This is a genomic window from Maribacter hydrothermalis, assembly GCF_001913155.1.
GTDB lineage: Bacteria > Bacteroidota > Bacteroidia > Flavobacteriales > Flavobacteriaceae > Maribacter > Maribacter hydrothermalis.
Genome location: NZ_CP018760.1, coordinates 505606 through 526687, shown reverse-complemented (window position 1 = coordinate 526687; position 21082 = coordinate 505606). Strand labels below are relative to the sequence as shown.

Below are 21082 nucleotides of genomic sequence, written 5' to 3'. Positions count from 1 at the left end.
TATTAGCGTGCTAAAACCTTGTTAAATATAGCTTAATTTATACCTTAAAATTGGGGATTAAGTTTAGATTTGTTGGTAACCAAACTAACGAAATACTATCCTCCACCACCTATGAAAACAAAATACATTGTTTACAGTATATTATTGATAGGAATTGTAGCCTTAATATTTTATCGAATAAATGCCAATAGCGAATTAAAAGCTCCAAAATCAGCATCATCTTCTACTACAACTGTAAAAGGGTTGATATTACATCCCCAGAAGTTTAATGACAATATTTCATTGTCCGGTACTATTGAAGCTAATGAGCAAATTGAAATTAGAAGCGAGGTTTCTGGTGTAGTTGAGCATATCAATTTCCAAGAGGGCAGCAAAGTGGCTCAGGGCCAAATACTATTTAAGGTTAATGATATTGAATTACAGGCGCAATTATCTAAGGTGCAAACAGCCCAAAAGTTAGCTGCTGAAAATGAGCGTAGAGCTAAATTGTTATTAGAAAAGCAAGCTATAAGTCAAGAAGAATATGATATAGTAAGCGCAGATTTTCAATCTGCTAGTGCAGAATCACAACTCATAAAAGCACAACTTTCCAAAACAATGGTAAGAGCACCATTTTCTGGTACGATCGGGTTAAGGTCAATATCTAAAGGAACATATGTAACGCCTGTAACACCAATTGCTAAATTAGTTAACACTAGTAAATTAAAATTAACATTCTCAATTCCAGAAAAGTATAGTTCACAGGTAACAGTAGGGTCTAATTTAACTTTTACTACTTCAGATTCTAAAGCAGAATATGAAGCCAAAGTCTATGCCATAGAGCCTGAAGTGGAGATAGCTACTAGGACTTTAAAAATGCGAGCAATTGCCGAGAATAAGGAAGGTAAATTATACCCTGGTACATATGCCAATGTAATGCTCCCCTTAGAACATGTTGATGATGCTTTAATGGTGCCGTCAGAATCATTGATTCCTGTACAAAACGGAAAACGTATTTTTATTTCTGAAGCAGGTAAGGCAAAAGAAATCGATGTAGAAATTGGAGCAAGAACAGGTAATGAAGTTCGTGTTCTTACTGGTTTAAAAGCAGGTGATACCATTTTAACGTATGGGGTAATGGCTTTAAAAAATGGAACGCCGGTAAAAGTAGATTTAAATCAACCTGAAACACCTAAAGCTGAATAATGAATTTATCAACTTTAAGTATAAAACGTCCGGTTCTAACCATTGTAATGAACCTTTCCATAGTTCTTTTTGGTATAATTGGTTATACTTATTTAGGAGTACGGGAATTCCCTTCCATAGATCCAGCGCAAGTATCTGTACGTACCAACTATTCAGGAGCTAATGCAGATATAATTGAATCACAGATTACGGAACCATTAGAAAAAGCGATAAACTCCATTGACGGTATACGTAATATTACATCTTCTAGTGTACAAGGTTCTAGCTCCATAAGTATTGAGTTTAATTTAGATAAAAACTTGGAGGATGCAGCTAATGACGTAAGGGATAAGGTTTCACAAGCCGTTAGGAGTCTTCCTGATGATTTAGACGCGCCACCAGTAGTTTCTAAATCCGATGCAGATGCACAAAGAATCCTATCCATGACCGTACAAAGTGATGGTAAGAATATTTTGGAACTATCGGATTATGCAGAAAATGTTATAGCACAAAGAATAGAGACCATACCAGGGGTTAGTAGTGTACAAATTTGGGGACAACGTAGGTATGCTATGAGGCTTTGGATAGATCCTTTAAAGCTTTCTTCGTACGGTCTTACAGTAGCAGATGTACAAAATGCATTATTGGCGCAGAATGTGGAACTTCCGTCAGGGAAACTAACAGGAGATAATACAGAATTAACCGTAAAGACAATAGGAAACCTAAATACCGAAGAACAGTTTAACAATATCATTATCATGGCAGATAATGAAAGACTGGTTAGGTTAAGTGATATTGGTAAAGCTACTTTAGAAGGGGAGAATATGGAAACCAAAATGAGTGATTCTGGTCAACCCATGGTCGCAACAGCGGTTATTCCCCAACCAGGCACGAACTACCTAGAAATTGCCGATGCATTTTATGAGGAGTACGAAAAGCTTAAGAAGGATTTGCCCGAGGGCTTTAAATTAAATGTAGTTATTGATGATACCATATTTGTAAGAAGAGCGGTAACAGAGGTAGCAGAAACATTGCTTATTTCAATAGTATTAGTAATCCTTGTAATTTTTCTATTTTTTAGAAACTGGTCTATGGCTATGAGGCCGTTAATAGATATTCCTGTTTCTTTAATTGCTACCTTTTTTGTGATGTGGCTTTTTGGGTATTCAATTAATGTATTAACACTACTTGCCATTGTGCTGGCTACCGGTTTAGTGGTAGATGATGGTATTGTAGTTACCGAAAATATCTATAAAAAGGTGGAAGAGGGCATGAGCCCTATTGAAGCCGCAATAAAAGGTTCTAACGAAATATTCTTTGCAGTAATATCTATTTCGGTAACCTTGGCTGCTGTATTCTTACCTGTAATATTCTTAGAAGGTTTTGTAGGCAGGCTATTTCGCGAATTCGGAGTCGTATTGGGCGCCGCTGTGCTCATATCAGCTTTTGTATCGCTATCATTAACACCTATGTTAAATGCATACCTTATTAAACCCGGTAAGCAAAAGCGATCAAAATTTTATCAAGTAACAGAGAAGTATTTTTTGAAGATGAATCACTCGTATGCAGAATCATTACGTGTTTTCATGAAAAGAAAATGGATGAGTTTTCCTATTTTAATTGGCTGTTTGGGCATAATTGCGCTCTTTTATATATTGCTTCCTAAAGAAACCGCACCTTACGATGATCGAAGTTTTATTCGTTTAAGCGTAGATGCTCCAGAGGGATCATCTTATGAGTATATGGACCGTTTAATGACGGATATAACTGAATTGATAAATGATTCTATACCCGAGAAAAAAGTTAGTTTAGTACTTACTTCGCCAGGTTTTGGGTCTTCATCGGTAAATAGTGGTAGGGCAAATATAGCTTTGGTGGACCCAAGTGAACGAGAGCGTTCTCAAAATGAAATTGCAAATGATTTGGGGGTATGGGCAAAGGCTTATGTCGGCGGCAAGTCTAACGTATCTGAACGACCTACAATTTCTGTAAATAGAAGGGGAGGACCGCCAATTCAATTTATAATTCAGGCACAAAATTTTAAAAAGTTAGAAGAGAGTATACCAGTTTTTATGGCCGAAGCAGAAAATGATGAAACGTTTTCGTTCGTAGATGTAAACTTAAAGTTTAATAAACCAGAAATCTATGTAACCATAGACCGTGAAAAAGCAGAGACTTTAGGTGTTTCTGTTAGGGATGTTGCCCAAACATTACAATTATCATTAAGTGGTCAAAGATTTGGATATTTCTTAATGAACGGAAAACAGTATCAAGTCATTGGTCAATTTGATAAGGAAGATAGGGATGCTCCAATGGATTTAACATCCATATTTGTGAAAAATAAAGACGGGTTATTAATTCAATTGGACAATTTAGTTCAAACATCGGAACATAGTAGTCCGCCCCAACTTTACCATAATAATAGATTTATGGCGGCTACGGTATTTGCTAACTTGGCACCAGGTAAAACGATTAATGATGGTATAGAGGCAATGGAGCGTATTAAGGAGAAAGTCTTGGATGAATCTTTTACAACGGATTTGGGAGGTGAATCTAGAGATTTTGTAGAAAGTGGTTCAAATACCTTATTTGCCTTTGGTCTAGCATTACTATTAATTTTCTTGATACTAGCAGCACAATTTGAAAGTTTTATAGATCCATTTATTATTATTTTAACTGTACCAATGGCGGTAGCGGGAGCCTTATTTTCCCTATGGTTATTTGGCCAATCTTGGAATATTTTCAGTCAAATAGGCACTATAATGCTTATAGGTCTAGTTACTAAAAACGGAATTTTAATTGTAGAATTTGCAAACCAATTACGAGAGCAGGGACTTGAAAAAAGAGATGCTATTTTACAGGCATCAGAATCTAGATTACGGCCAATTTTAATGACAAGTTTAACTATAGCATTAGGGGCATTACCTATTGCATTATCACTTGGGGCCGCATCAACAAGTAGAATAGGTATGGGTGTAGTTATAATTGGAGGTACTATGTTCTCATTAATGTTAACCTTATTTGTCATACCTGCACTTTATATGTTGTGGTCCAGGGAAAAAGTAGAAAGACCAGAATTTAAAGCGCTTGAAACCTATTAAAATGAATAACCTAAAATATACCACCATCGCTTTATGTTTAACTGTATTCAATTGTTTTGGTCAAGAATTACTTACCATACAAGATGCTGTTAAGATTGCGGTAGCTAATAATTATCAAATAATTACGGCAGGTAATAGTTTAAAAATCGACTCGTTATCTGTGAGTCCAGGTTTTGCAGGTATGCTGCCAAGCATTGAAGCAAGTATTGTTGATGCCAATAGCATTCAAAGTTTATCTCAAACTAGATCAGACGGATCGCAAGTAGAACGAGACAATGCTAAGAATAATAGTCTAAATTATGGAGCAGCCTTAAATTGGACTTTATTTGACGGTTTAAGTATGTTCGCCAATTTCGAGCAATTAAAACAAAATAAAAATTTAGGCGAAGAAGAACTAAAACAGGTGATACTTACCAAAGTTGGTGAGGTGATGATTACTTATTATGACTTAGTACAGCAACAACAACAATTGTCCGCTTTAGATAGCACTATAATAATATCCAAACAAAGAGTCGAATTAGCGCAAAACCGATTTTCCATTGGTAAGGCTTCAAAGCTTGAGGTGTTAAATGCTAAGGTTGATTTGAATACGGATCAAACCTTAATGCAACGACAAAAAGAATTATATGCCAATACAAAAATCGAACTAAATAGGCAATTGGCCCGAAATCTAAAAACTGAATTTAAAGCTGTACCAGAAATATTTGTAGACGAAAGTTTGTTGTTACCAAATTTGGAAACATCAATAGTAACTAACAATCCACAATTAAATGCTCAACGAATAAGTAAAAGAATAAGTGAGTTAGAGTTAAAACAGATTAAAGCAGGTAGGTACCCAACTATTTATGCAACAACTGGTTATAATTTTGGCAGCTCAGAATCTAGTCTTGGTTTTACAACCAGTTCAGAATCAAATGGATTTAGTTATGGTTTTGGAGCAACCTTAAATTTGTTTGATGGTTTTAATCAAAATAGAAATGAAAAGATAGGTAAGTTAGAAGTACAAAATGCAACAATAGCTATTGAAGAACAAGAACAACAGCTATTATCAATGGTTGGAACTTCCTATCAAACCTATTTAACCAATATTAGCCTTATAGAGTTAGAAGGAAATAACGAGGCGATAGCCAAAGAAAATTTAGATATTACTGTTGAAAAATTTAGAATAGGAACAATTCCTACTATTGAATTTAGAACAGCTCAATTAAATTACATTAATGCAAAGGTGAGGTTTAGTAATGCTAAATTTCAAGCAAAATTGTCAGAGATAATTCTAAGGCAATTATCCGGAGAATTGGATATTTAAATCATTTTCCTATTTCAAAATTAAAGTCTGGTGTTTATACAAGCAAATTTGCTTGTATAAACACCAGACTCTATTAATTTAATGGATTTGTATATATAATATTATATATCGACTAGGCAAGTAATTCATAAACTTGGTTAGCAATTTCTAATTCTTCATTAGTAGGTATCACCAAGATTTTGACTGCTGAGTCTTTTGTATTTATTTCACGTAAGTTCGATGCTCTTAAGTCATTTTTAGAATCATCTAAATGAATATTGAAATATTCCATATCCTTACATACCAGTTGACGCATGAAACTAGAATTCTCGCCAATACCTGCGGTAAATATAATGGCATCAAGTCCGTTCATTGCAGCAGTGTAGGATCCAATAAATTTTTTAATTCGATAAGCATTCATTTCCAAAGCTAAAATACAATTGGTATTACCTTTAGTAGCTTCTCTTTCAATATCGCGAAGATCATTGAAACCGGTAAGTCCCAGCATTCCACTTTTTTTGTTCAGCAGCTCGTTAACTTCATTTAAATTATAACCTAAAGTATTCACCAAATAAAAAATAACAGAGTGGTCGATATCTCCACTTCTAGTGCCCATTATTAGTCCATTTGCCGGTGTAAAGCCCATACTGTGGTCAATACTTTTGCCATCTTTAATAGCTGTAATGCTACATCCGTTTCCTAAGTGAACTGAAATAAGATTGGTACTTTTCTTTTGTAAATATGCATTTGCTTTTTCCGATACATACTTATGACTAGTACCATGAAAACCATACGCTTGAATTCCTTTTTCATTGTATAACTCGTTAGGAATAGCATATTTTTTAGCTTTAACAGGTACAGTACCATGAAATGCCGTATCAAAAACAGCTATTTGTTTAGCAGAATCGAATATTTCCTCTGCCATTAGTATACCTTCTAAATTTGCGGGATTGTGTAATGGTGCTAAAGAGGAAAGAAATTTTATCTTATTTTTAACTTCATCGTTTATTAAGGTAGTTTTTGTAAAATTACTACCACCATGAACCACCCGATGTCCTATAGCATCAATATCATCTGTACTATTTAGCACGCCAATATTAACATCTAATAAAAGTGAAGTAATTTTTTCTAATCCTTTTTTATGGCTTGCTATTTCATAAATTTTTTCAACTTTATTTGTATCTGTTCTATAGGTGGATATTGCATCTGAACTACCAATGCGTTCTATAGATCCAACACAAATAACCTTGGTAGAAGGCATTTCTATAAGCTGATATTTTATGGATGAACTGCCAGAATTAATAATTAAAATATTCATGAAAATGAGTTTAAAATCCCTGTGCTTGGATAGCGGTTATTATTACAGTGTTAAATATATCATCGACCGTACAGCCACGACTTAAATCGTTAACTGGTTTGTTTAATCCTTGTAACATTGGTCCTATGGCTAGGGCACCGGTTTCTCTTTGTACGGCTTTATAAGTATTGTTACCTGTATTTAAATCAGGAAATATAAACACACTAGCTTGCCCTGCTACTTCGGAATCGGGTAGTTTACTGAGTCCTACTTTAGCATCTACAGCGGCATCATATTGTATAGGACCTTCAACTTTTAGGTCAGGTCTTTTTTCTTTAATGATTTCGGTTGCTTTTCGAACCCTATCAACATCTTCACCCACACCAGAAGCTCCAGATGAATAAGAAAGCATAGCTATTTTTGGTTCAATACCAAAAGCAGCACTTGTAGCAGCAGAAGAAATAGCTATTTCTGATAACTGCTCGGAATTTGGGTTGGGATTAATGGCGCAATCCCCAAAAACAGTAACTCTGTTTGGTAAACACATAAAAAAGATAGAAGATACTATAGATACGTCTGGCCTTGTTTTAATAAATTGTAAGGCAGGTCGTATTGTATGTTGTGTAGTATGTATTGCGCCAGAAACCATACCGTCCGCATGTCCTTTATGCACCATCATTGTACCGTAATAAGAAACATCTTCCATTAAATCTTTGGCCATGGCCAAATTCACGTTTTTATGTTTACGCAATTCAAATAAGGTAGTGGCATAATCCAAAAATTGGTCAGATTCTGTCGGATTTATGATATTGATTTCATTGATATCCAAATCGATATCCAATTCGGTTATTTTGGCAATAATTTGTTCTCTATTTCCTAAAAGGGTAATATAAACGGCACCGGAGTCAATTAGTTTTTTCGTAGCTAGTAGAATACGTTCATCTAACCCTTCGGGTAATACAATGTGTTTTTTCGAGGATTTAGCTTTTTGCAGTAGATTATATTGAAACATTCTAGGGGTTATACCCTTAGCTTTAAAAGTAATTAACCTTTCAGCCAGTTCTTTTGTAGGAATATGTTTTTCAAATTCTTGAATAGAGGTTTGTATTTTCTCTTTGTTTTCGGCGTAAATACGTGGTCTAATCGTACCAATTTTGTTAGTAACGAAGAATGTGCCATTAGCAACCGATAGTATAGGAATAATATCGGAAAGTCCTTCTATAAGTTTAATAATAGAATCTTCAGGTAATAATCCACCAGTTAAGACAATACCAGAAAGGTTAGGGTAATTTGTTGATATATTAGCTTGTAAAGCCCCTAAAATAATGTCGGCACGATCTCCAGGGGTTATTACGAGGCTATCACTTTTTAAGTGAGTCAAGTAATTACGTAATTGCATGGCGCCTACACTAAAGCTCCCTACTTGATTGTTTATATGATTTTCACCAAAAAGTACTTTTGCATCTAGCTCTTGTGCAATTTCCTTTAATGTGGGGCTACCTAAAACTGTGTTTAAGGGTATTGCACCGACCAAAACATCATTTGGTAGTTTTTCTTTTAAACCGTTATATACAATCTTTATATTCTCAGGTTGTACTTTGTTCGCAACTATAAGAAGAACTTCAACCCCTTTCTCTTTAAATGAGTCGTATGCCATATAAAGATTGCCTACTAACTCATCTAAAGTTTTATTCTTTCCACTTGCCAAAATTACTGCTGGTATACCTAAGTTTTTGGCAATAAGCACATTTATGTCCCATTCAATAATAGCACCTTCTCCAGAAAAATCGGTTCCTTCAACTAAAACAAAATCAAACTTATTTTCAATAGTTTTATACTTGTGAATAATATGACCTACAATTTCATCATCCTTGTCTTTGTTTTTTAGTTGTACCACTTGGCTACGAGTATATGCATATGCCTCTTCTGGTTTCATATCTACATTGAAGTAGCTTAGAACCGTATCAATATGGTTATCGGTTTTACCATTTGGGACATCGTCTATAATAGGTCTAAAATAGCCTACTTTTGCTGTTTTGCCTAAAAGAAGTTGCATAAGACCAAGTGATACAATTGATTTTCCACTATTAGGTTCTGTAGTAACAATATAGATAGCTTTACTCACGTGTAGAAGGGATTGTTGTTTAACAAATTTATAGGATTCTTTGCGGATAAAGGCTTACAAAGTAAAAATCTGACACTTTAGATTGAAATTGATAATTATTAAGTCGTAAAATAGATGTGTTCTCATATAATTCTACTTATTTAATTTTTATCGTCTTTTTATCAGATTATTAAAAGTGAAAAGGTAAACCTCAGTATTATTTTGAAGCGGCAAAAATAGTAAGGGTTGTATTGCTTAAAAATGACTTATCTCATGTTTTAATTATGATATAAGTCAATATCATCTTTGTTTGTTACAACTAAACTTGTATGGGTTATCAATTTGAAGTGTTTATTTTAGAATTCACATAATTTAAAAACACATTATAACCTTGAGTTCATTAGTTCAGGATAATTTATTGACTAGAAAGTTAATATTATTTCATCTTACATATGCTGATAATATGGTTAAATGAATACAAGCATATTTAATTATAAAAACAAGATTCTAATTGGTGTCAAGAAATTGGTGTTTTGTTTGACTTTAACCTTATAAGATATTAAACAATTTGAATACCTTTTAAAGGGTAAATAAATAAAGCATCACATTTTTTAAGTGTGATGCTTAATTAAAATAGGTATTACTGTTTGTTATTTATCTTTTATAGTGGATATAATTACAGCGCTAATTTCATTAATAACTCATGTGTACCCATGTTACCAGAAGTTAAAGGGTTTTGAGATGTAAATTCATAGGAATAACCCATTTGTAACCAGTTAGATACCTTCATTATGGCTAAAGCACTAATGCCTTCATCGTAACGATACCCTGCTCCTAAATCAAACCGATTATTAAATGACAACATTCCAGTAAAATCTAAAGATAATGGTGTTGCTTCAATATACCGGGTCATTATACTTGGTTTAAAAACTAGAGTGCTATTTAAACTAATGTCATATCCTGCAGATAAATACATATGAACTTTATTGTTCCCTAATTGGGCAGTGCCATTTTCTTGAGATAAACGATTTTGTGAAAGAATTTTAGGGACGGAGAAAGAAACATAATATTTATCACCTTTTAAGTATGCACCAGCACCAACATTAGGGGAGAAGGTACCTTCTAAGCCAGTTAAGGAAGGGTCTGCTCCAATGCCATATGTAGTTAAACCACTTGTATTTACACTATAAGAGTTTGCACCTGCCTTAATTCCCAAAAACAAGTTAGTATTTTCAGCAATTTGAAGTCGATATGAAAAATCTACACCAATAAAAGTTTGATTTTCGATAAAGGTTTTATCATTAATTATAGAAAGACCTAATCCAACATTATTGCCTAATCCAGTACCGAAAAAGAAGCTTTGAGTTTCTGGAGCACCTTCAATACCGGCCCATTGGCTTTTAATATTCATTCCTACTTCTGAACCACCACCTGTGGTAGAACCTTCAACAGTATCTTGAGACCCGGCATAAGCAGGGTTAATTAAGTTCATATTATATCTGTAGAAAGTATAATTGGGATCCTGTTGCCCTAAGATAATGGTCGTTACAAATAATAACGCCGCTAATACTATATATTTATTGAATTTCATGTTTTTGCTTTTAAAAGATTGTTTTCGGTGAATTAATAATTAATGAATATCCATCCTTGCAAAGGAGATTTTCCATTACCTAGAGTTATACTATATAAGTACGAACCAGAAGGAAGTTGTTCACGGTTATCCTTATAGAAACCACCCCAATTGTTTTGGTATCCTTTTGCTTCAAAAACTAATCGCCCAGTTTTATTGTAGACTTTTACAGTGTTATTTGGGTAGTTATTAAGCCCTGGAATTACCCAATTATCATTTATACCATCACCATTAGGTGTAAAAGCTTCTGCTGCTATAATTTTTGGCTCATTGTTAAATGGGAAATCATCTTCGCTATCTTGAATTCCGTCATTGTCATCATCATCGTCAGCATTATCACCTATACCGTCTCCATCAAAATCAGATGTTTCTAACGAATTAAAAGGAAATGCATCTTCAGAATCTGGCGTACCATCATTATCATTATCTGTGTCTAAAGCATCTGGTATACCGTCATTGTCAGTATCTAGTTCATTGGTAGGTAATTCTTCCTGATCATCTGGAATACCATTGTTATCGTCATCTGGGTCAGCATTGTTGCCAATACCATCTGAATCTGAATCTAAAGTTTCAGTTGTGTCGGTAGGAAATGCGTCCTCCGTATCTGGCGTACCATCGTTATCGTCATCAGTATCAAGATTATCAGGAATACCATCAGCATCTGTATCTATTCCCACTAAAGGAAATTCATCTTCGCTATCTTGAATACCATCATTGTCATCATCGGTATCAGTATTATCACCTTGGCCATCACCATCAGTATCTGTATTTTCAGTAGCATCTAACGGAAAGGCGTCTTCCGAATCTGGAGAACCATCATTATCATCATCCGTGTCAGCATTATTTCCTTGTCCGTCACCGTCTGTATCTTTATTTTCAGTTGGGTCGGTAGGAAATGCGTCCTCCAAATCTAGAGTACCGTCGTTATCGTCATCAGTATCAGAATTATCAGGTATACCATCTGCATCTGTATCTATTCCCACTAAAGGAAATTCATCTTCGCTATCTGGAATACCATCATTATCATCGTCGGTATCAGTATTATCTCCTTGGCCATCACCATCTGTATCTGTATTTTCAGTAGCATCTAACGGGAAGGCATCTTCTGAATCTGGCGTGCCATCATTATCATCGTCGGTGTCAGCATTGTTTCCTTGTCCGTCACCATCTGTGTCTTTATCTTCAGTAGAGTCAAATGGAAATGCATCTTCAGAATCTGGAGTACCATCATTATCATCATCAGTATCTGTATTATCACCAGTGCCATCACCATCAGCATCTGTTTTTTCGGTGGCATCTAAAGGAAATGCATCTTCAGAATCTGGAGTACCGTCGTTGTCATCGTCTGTGTCAGCATTGTTTCCTTGTCCGTCATCATCTGTATCTGTGTTTTCAGTTGAATCTAAGGGAAAATCGTCTTCAGAATCTGGAGTACCATCATTGTCATCATCAGCATCTACCGAATCTTCTATACCATCTTCGTCAAAATCGTTTTCTAAGTTTACTACTGTTACAACTAAATTCAAATAATTGGTAGCTCCGTAAGAATCTGTAACTACAACTTGTACATCATAAATATTATCTTGATTTTCGTCAGTAGGATCCTCAAAGTCAGGAGCATTTACGAAGTTTAACTCCCCACTAACTGTATTTAATTGGAAAAGATTATTGTCTGTACCATTACCGTTTTCTGTAGTTAGCTGATATGCAATTCCATTATTTTCTGTTTCACCTTCAGTATCTACAATTTCTAAATTAAGTACTGATAATTGATTTTCTGATATTTCAACATTTTCAACAGAAGTGAATTCAGGAGGATTATTCTGAATCACTGTCACTGGTAAATTGAATTGACAGTTATTGGCGTCAGTTACAAAAATGGTATAGGTGCCTTCACCTAAGCCAGAGATATCTTTTGTGGTGTTGCCATTAGACCATAGGTAGGTATAGGGTGCGGTACCACCAGTTATCTCCACTTCAATAGTACCGTCATATGAACTGGCTGTGCTTACTAAAGTTGCTGTGGCCTCAATGGATATAGCTGTAGCTGGTTCAGTAATGGTAACCATTTCTGTTGTAGAATGGTTATTGGAATCGGTAACAGTAATAGAAATAGTCCCAGCATATAAGCTAATTATATTGTAATTTGCTGAGTAGCTGTTATAGGAATTAATGGAATTACCGTTCATTGACCAAGCAATAGTGTAGTTTGGATATCCTTCTGCTATAGTTAAATTTATTTCACCGTTGTTCTCACCACGACATTGAACATTTGTAACTGAATTAATCACCAATTGTAAATCATTGATATTGGAGATAGATATTTCTAAATTTTGAGATGAAGTACCGCCTTTAGAATCAGTAGCAGTTACCTGAATCTCATAAATGTTATTAGTGTTGTTATCAGTTGGTATTTCAAAATTAGGAGCATTTTCAAAAGCCAATACTCCTGTGTTTTCATCAATAGCAACTAAAGAATTATCAATACCACCATTATTATTGTTAGTAAGAGAGTAGGTAATACCACTACCTTCTGTATCGCCATCTGCATCTGTAGTATTTACATCTGTAATTGCTGTGGTGTTCTCTTGAATTTCTATAGATGATACGTTGGTGAATATGGGTAAAGCATTTTCACTATATTTTTTTACAAAGCCATAATAGTTATAATTATTATAATCGTTTGAAGTACGACTATAATAACTCGTATATAAGGTACCGTCATTTGCTATTTTTAAAGTTGGCCACTCAATAGAGTATTGAGAAATACCTAATTGCGCAACAGGTTCCCAAGCATTGTTTTTAAATCTTTGAATACTTAATTTACCACCAATTGATCCATTTTTATAGGCAACATAAGGTGTGCCATCATTGGTTAATGCTAAACTAGAATAAATCGTTCCTGATGAACCAAATCCATTTTGACCTACAAATTCCCAAAATTGGCCATTAAATTTTTGTACTGATGGTAGCGAGGTTCCACCATCCCTGTAGGAAATATAAGGTACGTCATTAACTGTAAGTTCAATATTTATTTCATACGCATAACCGGAAGCTTGACTTGAATACCCAACTGGCTCCCATTGATTATTCACAAAACGTTGAACCGCTTCTCTGCCGCCAGTATTTTGATTCATATATGCCAAATATGGAATACCAGTACTACTAAAAGCTAAATCTGTACTTGATAGTGATCTAATTGAAGCTGTAATGCCTACTGGTTCCCATGTGTTGTTTACAAATCTACTAATGGTGAAATTATTTCCCCCTATGTAGTTATCGTACACGATATAAGGTGTACCATTTGGGTGTATTTTTATGGTTGGACTTTGTACCCTGCCAGTTGAGAAACCTGGAGTACCAACAATTTCCCAACTACCATTTACAAAACGTTGTACGGTAGCTCTACCGCCCATGCTATAGTCAGAATAAAATATGTAGGGTATATTATTAGCGTCTATATCTAGTGTTAAGTTACTTACGTTATATAAGCTAATCCCAGGTAGCCCTACATTCTCCCAAGCCCCATTGTTAAATTTCTTTACGGTAGCCTTACCTCCGTTATCATGATCAGCGTAGGCTATATAAGGTGTCATATCTGACCCTATTACAATTGCGTTGTTATATAAGTTTGTCTTAGCGATACCTTGACTATTTAGATCATCATTTGGTCCTACAGCTTCCCACTGTTGGGCATAAAAGTTTAGATAGCAAAAAAAGAAGCTAATAATTAGAAGTGTTTTTTTCATGTCTTTAGAAAAATTTTGGTTGTCTTAAATAAGTGGTTGTAGGTTTGTGTTTTAATTAGTGCCAAAAGTAAAAGAGGTGTAGTTTTCTTATATAACCCAATAAGACACAAATAGCCCAATAAGACATTTTGAGAAGCACGATTGTTATATTAGCATATAATTTGTTATAATTAATAATAAATATTTTACAAATGTTTTATTTACAACAAAAAATCATTTTTTTTGCTGAAAAGATCAATGAAAAAGCACAGTAAAGTTGTGAAGGGTCCTGTTAAGAGTGTCAAATACACTTATTATGTTGTTAACTCATTGAAAAGAAAATGAGCTTTTTTATACGCGCTAAGGACAATATTTCGTAAAATTTTGTTTATCAGTCGTTTAAGGTGATTTGGAGATAGTGTTCTAAAGAATCTAATAATTTTTAAATTTTGGAATTATGCCAAAAAATCATTTAACAACGAAAATTAAGAATGGTTTTGGCCTAAGTTGACCTTGATAGTCTTTATAAAATCCTTGAAAGTATAAAATTTGCCCTTGTTGCTAGATATTTATGAAAATGTTATTTAATTATTTATAGTCAGATGGCAATTTACCATGGAATTTTTTAAACGTATTACTGAACTTACTTACATTTTCATAACTAAGTTCTTGTGCAATTTCTTTAATCTTTAAATCAGAGTCATTAAGGTATTTAAGAGCCAAGTCCATTTTATGCATTTGAAAAAAGGAAAATATAGAAGAACCATAAACGGCTTTAAAATCTTGCTTTAATTTAGTTGGTGATATCTTATATTCTTTTGAAAAGTAATCTATACCTAAAAATTTTCCATGTAAATTGGTCATTAATTCATGTTCTATTTTTTTAATTTTCAACAAACTATCACTAGCTAAATCTGCAGAAACAAAGCCGGTTTTCTCATCAAATAAATTATAAAAAAGCCCTAAAAATTCAAGGGATAATACTTTAAGTAGAAACGTATTTGGCTTTTCGAAATTCTCAAAGGCATTAATCAAATTATTTGTTAGTTTTTGAAAACTTAGGTTACTATGGCAATAATTAATAAATACTTGATGTGTATCAATAAACATACTTTCAATAGCTGTAGGAGTTGATGGTGAACCTAAAATATTTTTGTTTGCCCAAGCTTCATTAAAGTACAGCATGTACATAGTCTCCCTAGAATTTTTAAAGTGATAGTTAACGTCATCATTTCCAGGTTTTGAAAAAGAAACTGAATTATTTTCGATAACGGCATCACCAAATTTATAATTCTGAGTTTTGCTTTTACTTTGAACCGTATTAAGCGCTATTACATAATAATCAGATGGTAAAAATTGGTCATAAATGGGTTTAAATGATACATTGTTTTTGTAAACCTGTTTTGTGTTTAAAAACCATAGTCCGTCTTCCAGTTCGGTATAATAAAAATCACCTTTCATAAAAGGGGTGTCAGCTTGTATCAATTGCTTTTCAGCATTATGATTCATAAAGGGCATTTTTATGCAACTTTGAATAATAGCTTCAGGCGAATTTGATAGGTAGGAGAGATTAAAAAATCCTTCTGAATAAGTAAAGAAATATTGCTTAGATAAAGTAAACCAATTATTAATTCTGTCTAAAACCACTTTGTATAGAAATTTGAGCAGCGAAAATAGGCTTTAATTTCATATAAAAAACCGTGGTAGCTCTGTTAATATATGGTAATTTGAATTATTTTCTATTAACATCAATAATAGCTGAATTAGTATTTTATGTTCGGTTATGAAGTATTAGCTTTTTAAACCCAATAGGGTTGTCGTATTTCTAGGCTAACTTAAGGTTTGTTTGTAATCGGTTATAAAATAAATAGAAGTCATTTTGTAACCATTTATATTAGTTTAAATTGAATTTAAATAATAGGTACATATAATTTTATTAATTTTACAATTGTGAACAAACTGTTTTCCATACTATTATCAGCGCTTATCATGCTACAAAGCTTTGGTGTGCATTATGATGATATTGTTCAATTAGATGAATTGTATGAGCATGCCCAATTTCATAGTGAACAATATGGAGATAATGTTATTGTTTTTCTTTCCAAACATTATGGCGAATTGAAAGCGGACCATCAACGGGATCATCAAGAAGAAAAGAAGGATCACGAAAAATTGCCTTTCAATCATAGTGGAACCTCTCATATTTGTGTTGCGGACGTTATTTTCAACACCTATAAATCAGAATTAAGCGAGGTTGAATTTTTGGATTATACAGACTCAAATTTCTATTACCAAGCACCATCTTCTTCATTACACTCACAAGGCATTTTACAGCCGCCCCGCATTTCATAATACGATCGATTTTTTAATTTTATAGCTCAAATTCATACTTGTGAATTTGAGCGACTCACATTGATTATTATGAAAAGATGCTATCACATATTATTAATTTTAGTTTAAAGAATAAGCTTATTATTCTTCTGTTTACCGTATTTATTATTGGGTATGGTTTATTTGCACTTTCGCAAATTCCTATTGGGGCCGTGCCAGATGTCACCAATAATCAAGTTCAGGTAATTACAACATCACGTAATTTATCTACGCAAGATATGGAGCAATTCATAACATATCCTGTAGAACTAGAAATGGCAAATTTGCCGGGAGTTATAGAAATTCGTTCGGTATCCAAATTTGGGTTGTCTGTTGTTACCATTGTTTTTGAAGATGATTTAGGAACATATTTACCCAGACAGCTTATTGCAGAAAAAATTGCTTCGGCATCAGAGAAAATTCCAGCCGGTTTTGGCACTCCGCAAATGGGACCAATAACGACCGGCCTGGGTGAAATCTATCAATACGTTTTAGAAGTAGAACCAGAATACAAAAATGAGTATACTACAACCGAATTAAGAACCATCCAAGATTGGATTGTTAAGCGACAATTATCGGGTATACCAGGTGTTGTTGAGGTAAATACCTGGGGCGGATTTTTAAAACAATATGAGGTTGCCATAAATACCCAAAAACTAAATGCTATGAATATCACTGCAAGTGATGTTTTTAAAGCTTTGGAAACGAATAATAGTGTTTCTGGTGGCGGGTATATAGAAAAAGTGAATCAGGCTTTTTTTATCAGAGGAGAAGGGTTGGTTTCATCTCTTGAGGATATTCGAGATATAGTGATAACTACGAAAGGCGGACTACCCATATATATTAAAGATGTCGCTACGGTTGATTTCGGTAGCGCCGTTCGGTTTGGGGCTATTACAGGTAATGGCGAAGGGGAGAAGGTATTGGGTCAGGTTATGATGTTGAAAGATGCCAACTCTAAAAAGGTAATCGAAGCGGTAAAAGAACGTGTTGCCGAAATTTCCACTTCTTTACCGAAAGGTGTTTATATTAATCCGTTTTTAGAACGTAGCGAACTTATTGCCAAAACAACATTTACGGTAACCGAAAACCTAATTTTAGGCTGCTTGATTGTCATTTTTGTAGTCGTTCTACTACTTGGCAATTTTAGATCGGGATTAGTAGTAGCCTCTGTAATTCCTTTGTGTTTGTTATTTGCATTATCCTTTATGTACATTTTTGGTGTAGATGCCAATTTAATGAGTTTAGGTGCTATTGATTTTGGAATTATTATAGACGGTGCAGTAATAATCGTAGAATTTATTGCTTTCGAAATCACTAGAAAACAACACGAGATTAATGGTTTGGCCAAAATAGAACAACAGCATTTAAAAGATGAAATTACTTTTAATGGTGCATCTAAGATGATGAATTCTGCCATTTTTGGGCAATTGATCATATTAATCGTCTTTATCCCTATACTCTCTTTAAGCGGCGTAGAAGGTAAAATGTTTAAACCAATGGCGTTGACTTTTAGCTTTGCCTTAATTGGGGCCATGATTTTGTGTTTTACTTATGTTCCGGTAGCTGCATCAATCTTTTTAAAACCATCGAAGGAATCGGATAAGAATATTTCTGTACGCTTAATGAAATGGTTGAATAAGAAATATGAACCAATTATAAATTGGGCATTACAAAGCAAGAAATTGGTTTTAGGCATTGCTTCAATACTACTTATAGGAGCAACTATTTTATATACCACTATGGGCGGCGAGTTTGTACCGACTTTAGATGAAGGTGATTTTGTTATACAACCCGTTTTAAAAACAGGAACCTCATTAAGTAGCACGGTTGAGATTACGACCGAAATTGAGAAAATTTTACTCGATAATTTTCCTGAAGTCCAGCAAGTAGTTACTAGAATTGGGGCAGCTGAAGTACCTACTGACCCTATGTCCATGGAAGAAAGCGATGTAATCATTAAACTAGCGCCAAAAGGAGAGTGGACAAGTGCAAATTCTAAAGATGAGTTAGCCGATAAATTCAAAGAAGCATTAGCTGTTATTCCAGGTATGGAAGTAGAGTTTACCCAACCTATAGAAATGCGTTTTAATGAGTTGATTACAGGAGTGCGTGCGGATATTGCCATTAAGATTTTTGGTCCGGATTTAGATGTACTTGCTAAAAAAGGAAATGAAATTGGAGAATTAATTAAAGATGTTGAAGGAGCTGCTGATATAAGTGTAGAGAAAATAGCGGGATTGCCCGAAATGAGTGTTGATTATGATCGCGCTAAAATTGCACGCTTCGGATTAAACATACAAGAACTTAACGACATGGTTTCCATGGGTTTTGCCGGTAAAACAGCTGGTAATGTTTTTGAAGGAGAAAAGCGGTTTGATTTAGTGGTACGGTTAGATAAAGCAAAACGAAAAGATATTAATGACCTTAAAAATTTATATGTGGATTTGCCCGATGGAGGAAAGGTTCCTTTAAGTGAATTGGCTGATATCAGTTATAAAAAAGGGGCGGCAAAAATATCTAGAGATGATACGAAAAGGAGAACAGTAGTAGGTATAAATGTCCGTAATCGCGATTTAAAATCGGTGGTTGATGACGTTCAAAAATTGATAAATGAAAATGTAAAATTACCAGCAGGATATACCATTACATACGGTGGTCAGTTTGAAAATCTACAAAGTGCTCGTGACCGACTTTTAGTTGCCGTGCCAATTGCATTAGTGCTCATTTTTGTATTGCTATATTTTGCGTTTAAATCTGTAAAAGAAGCGCTTATGATATATTCCGCTATTCCGTTAGCAGCAGTTGGTGGTGTGTTGTTATTATGGATGAGAGGTTTGCCGTTCAGTATTTCTGCAGGAGTAGGCTTTATTGCATTGTTCGGTATAGCAGTTTTAAACGGTATTGTTCTGATTGAGCATTTTAAAGAGTTAAAAAAGTATTCTTTTGATAATATAGATGCCTTAATAAAACAAGGAACAAAAGATCGCTTAAGAGCAGTATTATTAACGGCATCTGCTGCTGCACTTGGTTTCTTACCTATGGCAATTTCCACAAATGCTGGCGCAGAAGTTCAAAGACCTTTGGCAACGGTAGTAATAGGTGGTTTATTTACTGCAACTATATTGACTTTGGTAGTTTTGCCAGTACTTTATGCTATGTTTGAAAGTCATGATACTTCAAGAAAACCAATACCTAAAACAACTTTAAAAAACGGTATTGCTATTATAGCAGTACTTATATCTATAGGTGTATCGGCGCAAGAATCAAAAAGTCAAAATCTAGATGCATTAATTCCCTTGGCAATCGAAAATAACATGGGATTAAAAGCTGGTCGACTAAAAGTAGATGAATCTGAAGCGTTGATCAATAGTGCATTTATGTTCAATAAAACCCATGTGTATTATGAATATGATGAAAACAATTTAGCCATCAACGATGTGCCGTTAAAGGTATTTGGCGTACAGCAAGATTTTCGTTTCCCGACAGCTTATTTTTCTGAAAAGAAGGTAAACAAAGTGAAGACTAGTTTGGTGCAAAGTGAATATGATATTCAGCGAAAGGTAATAACTAGAGCTGTTACAAGAGTGTATTACGAGTATCAAATTACACGAGAAAAAGTTCGGGTCTATAAAAGACTAGATAGTTTGTACGCTAATTTTTCAGAGGTAGCAGCTAGAAAATTTGAACTGGGAGAAACCAATTACTTGGAGAAAATTACGGCAGCTTCTAAACAGCGAAAAATCAATTTAGACTACCAACAAGCTATGCAACATGTATCCGCCGCATATGCCAATCTGTTGCAATTAATTCAGGTAGAAGATAGTTTGGTGATTTCTGAAGAAATGAACTTAAAAATTGCTGTTCAAGATGTAAACATAGATACATCTCCTGAGTCCGTATATTATGAAAATAACATGCGATTAATGGCTGTAGAAAGTAATTTAGAAAAACAGCAGCTCCTGCCAGATATTAGTTTGGCTTATTTTCAAGGATCCAACTCAGAATTAAACGACAATCTTTTTGGTTATCAATTAGGACTCAAAATCCCTCTTTTGTTCAGTGGAAACGCTTCTAGAATAAAAGCTGCGAAAATTGCGAAAGAAAGAGCGGTAAGCGAGTCTATTGCCTACAATATTCAAATAAAGTCGAAACAAGAAATTTTAATGCAACAAATTGTACAGATTCAAAATTCATTGAATTATTATGAGAATGAAGGCGCCGAGCTATCGGATGAAATATTGAAGACGGCGAACATCGGTTTTAGAAATGGGGAGATAGATTTCTATCAATACATACAAAGTTTAGAAAACGCTTATGATATTAAATTAGGCTATCTAGACAAGTTGAAAGAGTACAATGAAACCGCAACAGACATTAATTTCTTAACATTATAAATAGGG

General features: G+C 34.3%; 10 protein-coding genes. 5 read left to right on the top strand and 5 right to left on the bottom strand.

The window, feature by feature from the left end:
* The first annotated feature begins 111 nt into the window (after window positions 1-111).
* From BTR34_RS02360 to BTR34_RS02350, 3 genes are read left to right on the top strand one after another with little or no spacing between them, the layout of a single operon-like run.
* On the top strand, window positions 112-1185 hold the full coding sequence (locus BTR34_RS02360; RefSeq protein ID WP_068486718.1) for an efflux RND transporter periplasmic adaptor subunit: 1074 nt from the start codon (window positions 112-114) through the stop codon (window positions 1183-1185).
* Window positions 1185-4265 carry an efflux RND transporter permease subunit gene (locus BTR34_RS02355; RefSeq protein WP_068486633.1) on the top strand — a complete coding sequence of 1027 codons (3081 nt, stop codon included), beginning with the start codon at window positions 1185-1187 and terminating at the stop codon, window positions 4263-4265. The genes BTR34_RS02360 and BTR34_RS02355 overlap by 1 nt, the downstream gene beginning before the upstream one ends.
* Window position 4266: 1 nt before the next feature.
* Window positions 4267-5571, top strand: coding sequence for a TolC family protein (locus BTR34_RS02350; RefSeq protein ID WP_068486635.1), 1305 nt, complete (start codon window positions 4267-4269; stop codon window positions 5569-5571).
* Between the two features lie 112 nt (window positions 5572-5683).
* On the opposite strand, the gene BTR34_RS02345 is transcribed toward BTR34_RS02350, so the two are convergent.
* The 5 genes from BTR34_RS02345 to BTR34_RS02325 form a co-directional block, all read right to left on the bottom strand.
* Window positions 5684-6868 (bottom strand): acetate/propionate family kinase, encoded by a 1185-nt coding sequence (locus tag BTR34_RS02345; RefSeq protein WP_068486637.1) that lies wholly within the window; start codon window positions 6866-6868, stop codon window positions 5684-5686.
* 10 nt (window positions 6869-6878) lie between these two features.
* Window positions 6879-8972, bottom strand: a complete 2094-nt coding sequence (gene pta / locus BTR34_RS02340; protein WP_068486639.1) for a phosphate acetyltransferase — start codon at window positions 8970-8972, stop codon at window positions 6879-6881.
* Between the two features lie 655 nt (window positions 8973-9627).
* Entirely contained in the window at window positions 9628-10542 is a 915-nt protein-coding gene (locus BTR34_RS02335; RefSeq protein WP_068486641.1) for a PorP/SprF family type IX secretion system membrane protein, read from the bottom strand.
* A gap of 32 nt (window positions 10543-10574) precedes the next feature.
* Window positions 10575-14330 (bottom strand): T9SS type B sorting domain-containing protein, encoded by a 3756-nt coding sequence (locus tag BTR34_RS02330; protein ID WP_068486643.1) that lies wholly within the window; start codon window positions 14328-14330, stop codon window positions 10575-10577.
* 567 nt (window positions 14331-14897) lie between these two features.
* Window positions 14898-15818 carry a helix-turn-helix domain-containing protein gene (locus BTR34_RS02325; RefSeq protein ID WP_197496203.1) on the bottom strand — a complete coding sequence of 307 codons (921 nt, stop codon included), beginning with the start codon at window positions 15816-15818 and terminating at the stop codon, window positions 14898-14900.
* A gap of 441 nt (window positions 15819-16259) precedes the next feature.
* On the opposite strand from BTR34_RS02325, the gene BTR34_RS02320 reads away from it, so the two are divergent.
* Both BTR34_RS02320 and BTR34_RS02315 read left to right on the top strand, forming a co-directional pair.
* Window positions 16260-16661: a hypothetical protein gene (locus BTR34_RS02320; RefSeq protein ID WP_068486647.1), complete on the top strand. Its 402-nt coding sequence runs from the start codon at window positions 16260-16262 to the stop codon at window positions 16659-16661.
* A 77-nt stretch (window positions 16662-16738) separates the two neighbouring features.
* Window positions 16739-21076 carry a CusA/CzcA family heavy metal efflux RND transporter gene (locus BTR34_RS02315; protein ID WP_068486649.1) on the top strand — a complete coding sequence of 1446 codons (4338 nt, stop codon included), beginning with the start codon at window positions 16739-16741 and terminating at the stop codon, window positions 21074-21076.
* Window positions 21077-21082 lie beyond the last annotated feature (6 nt).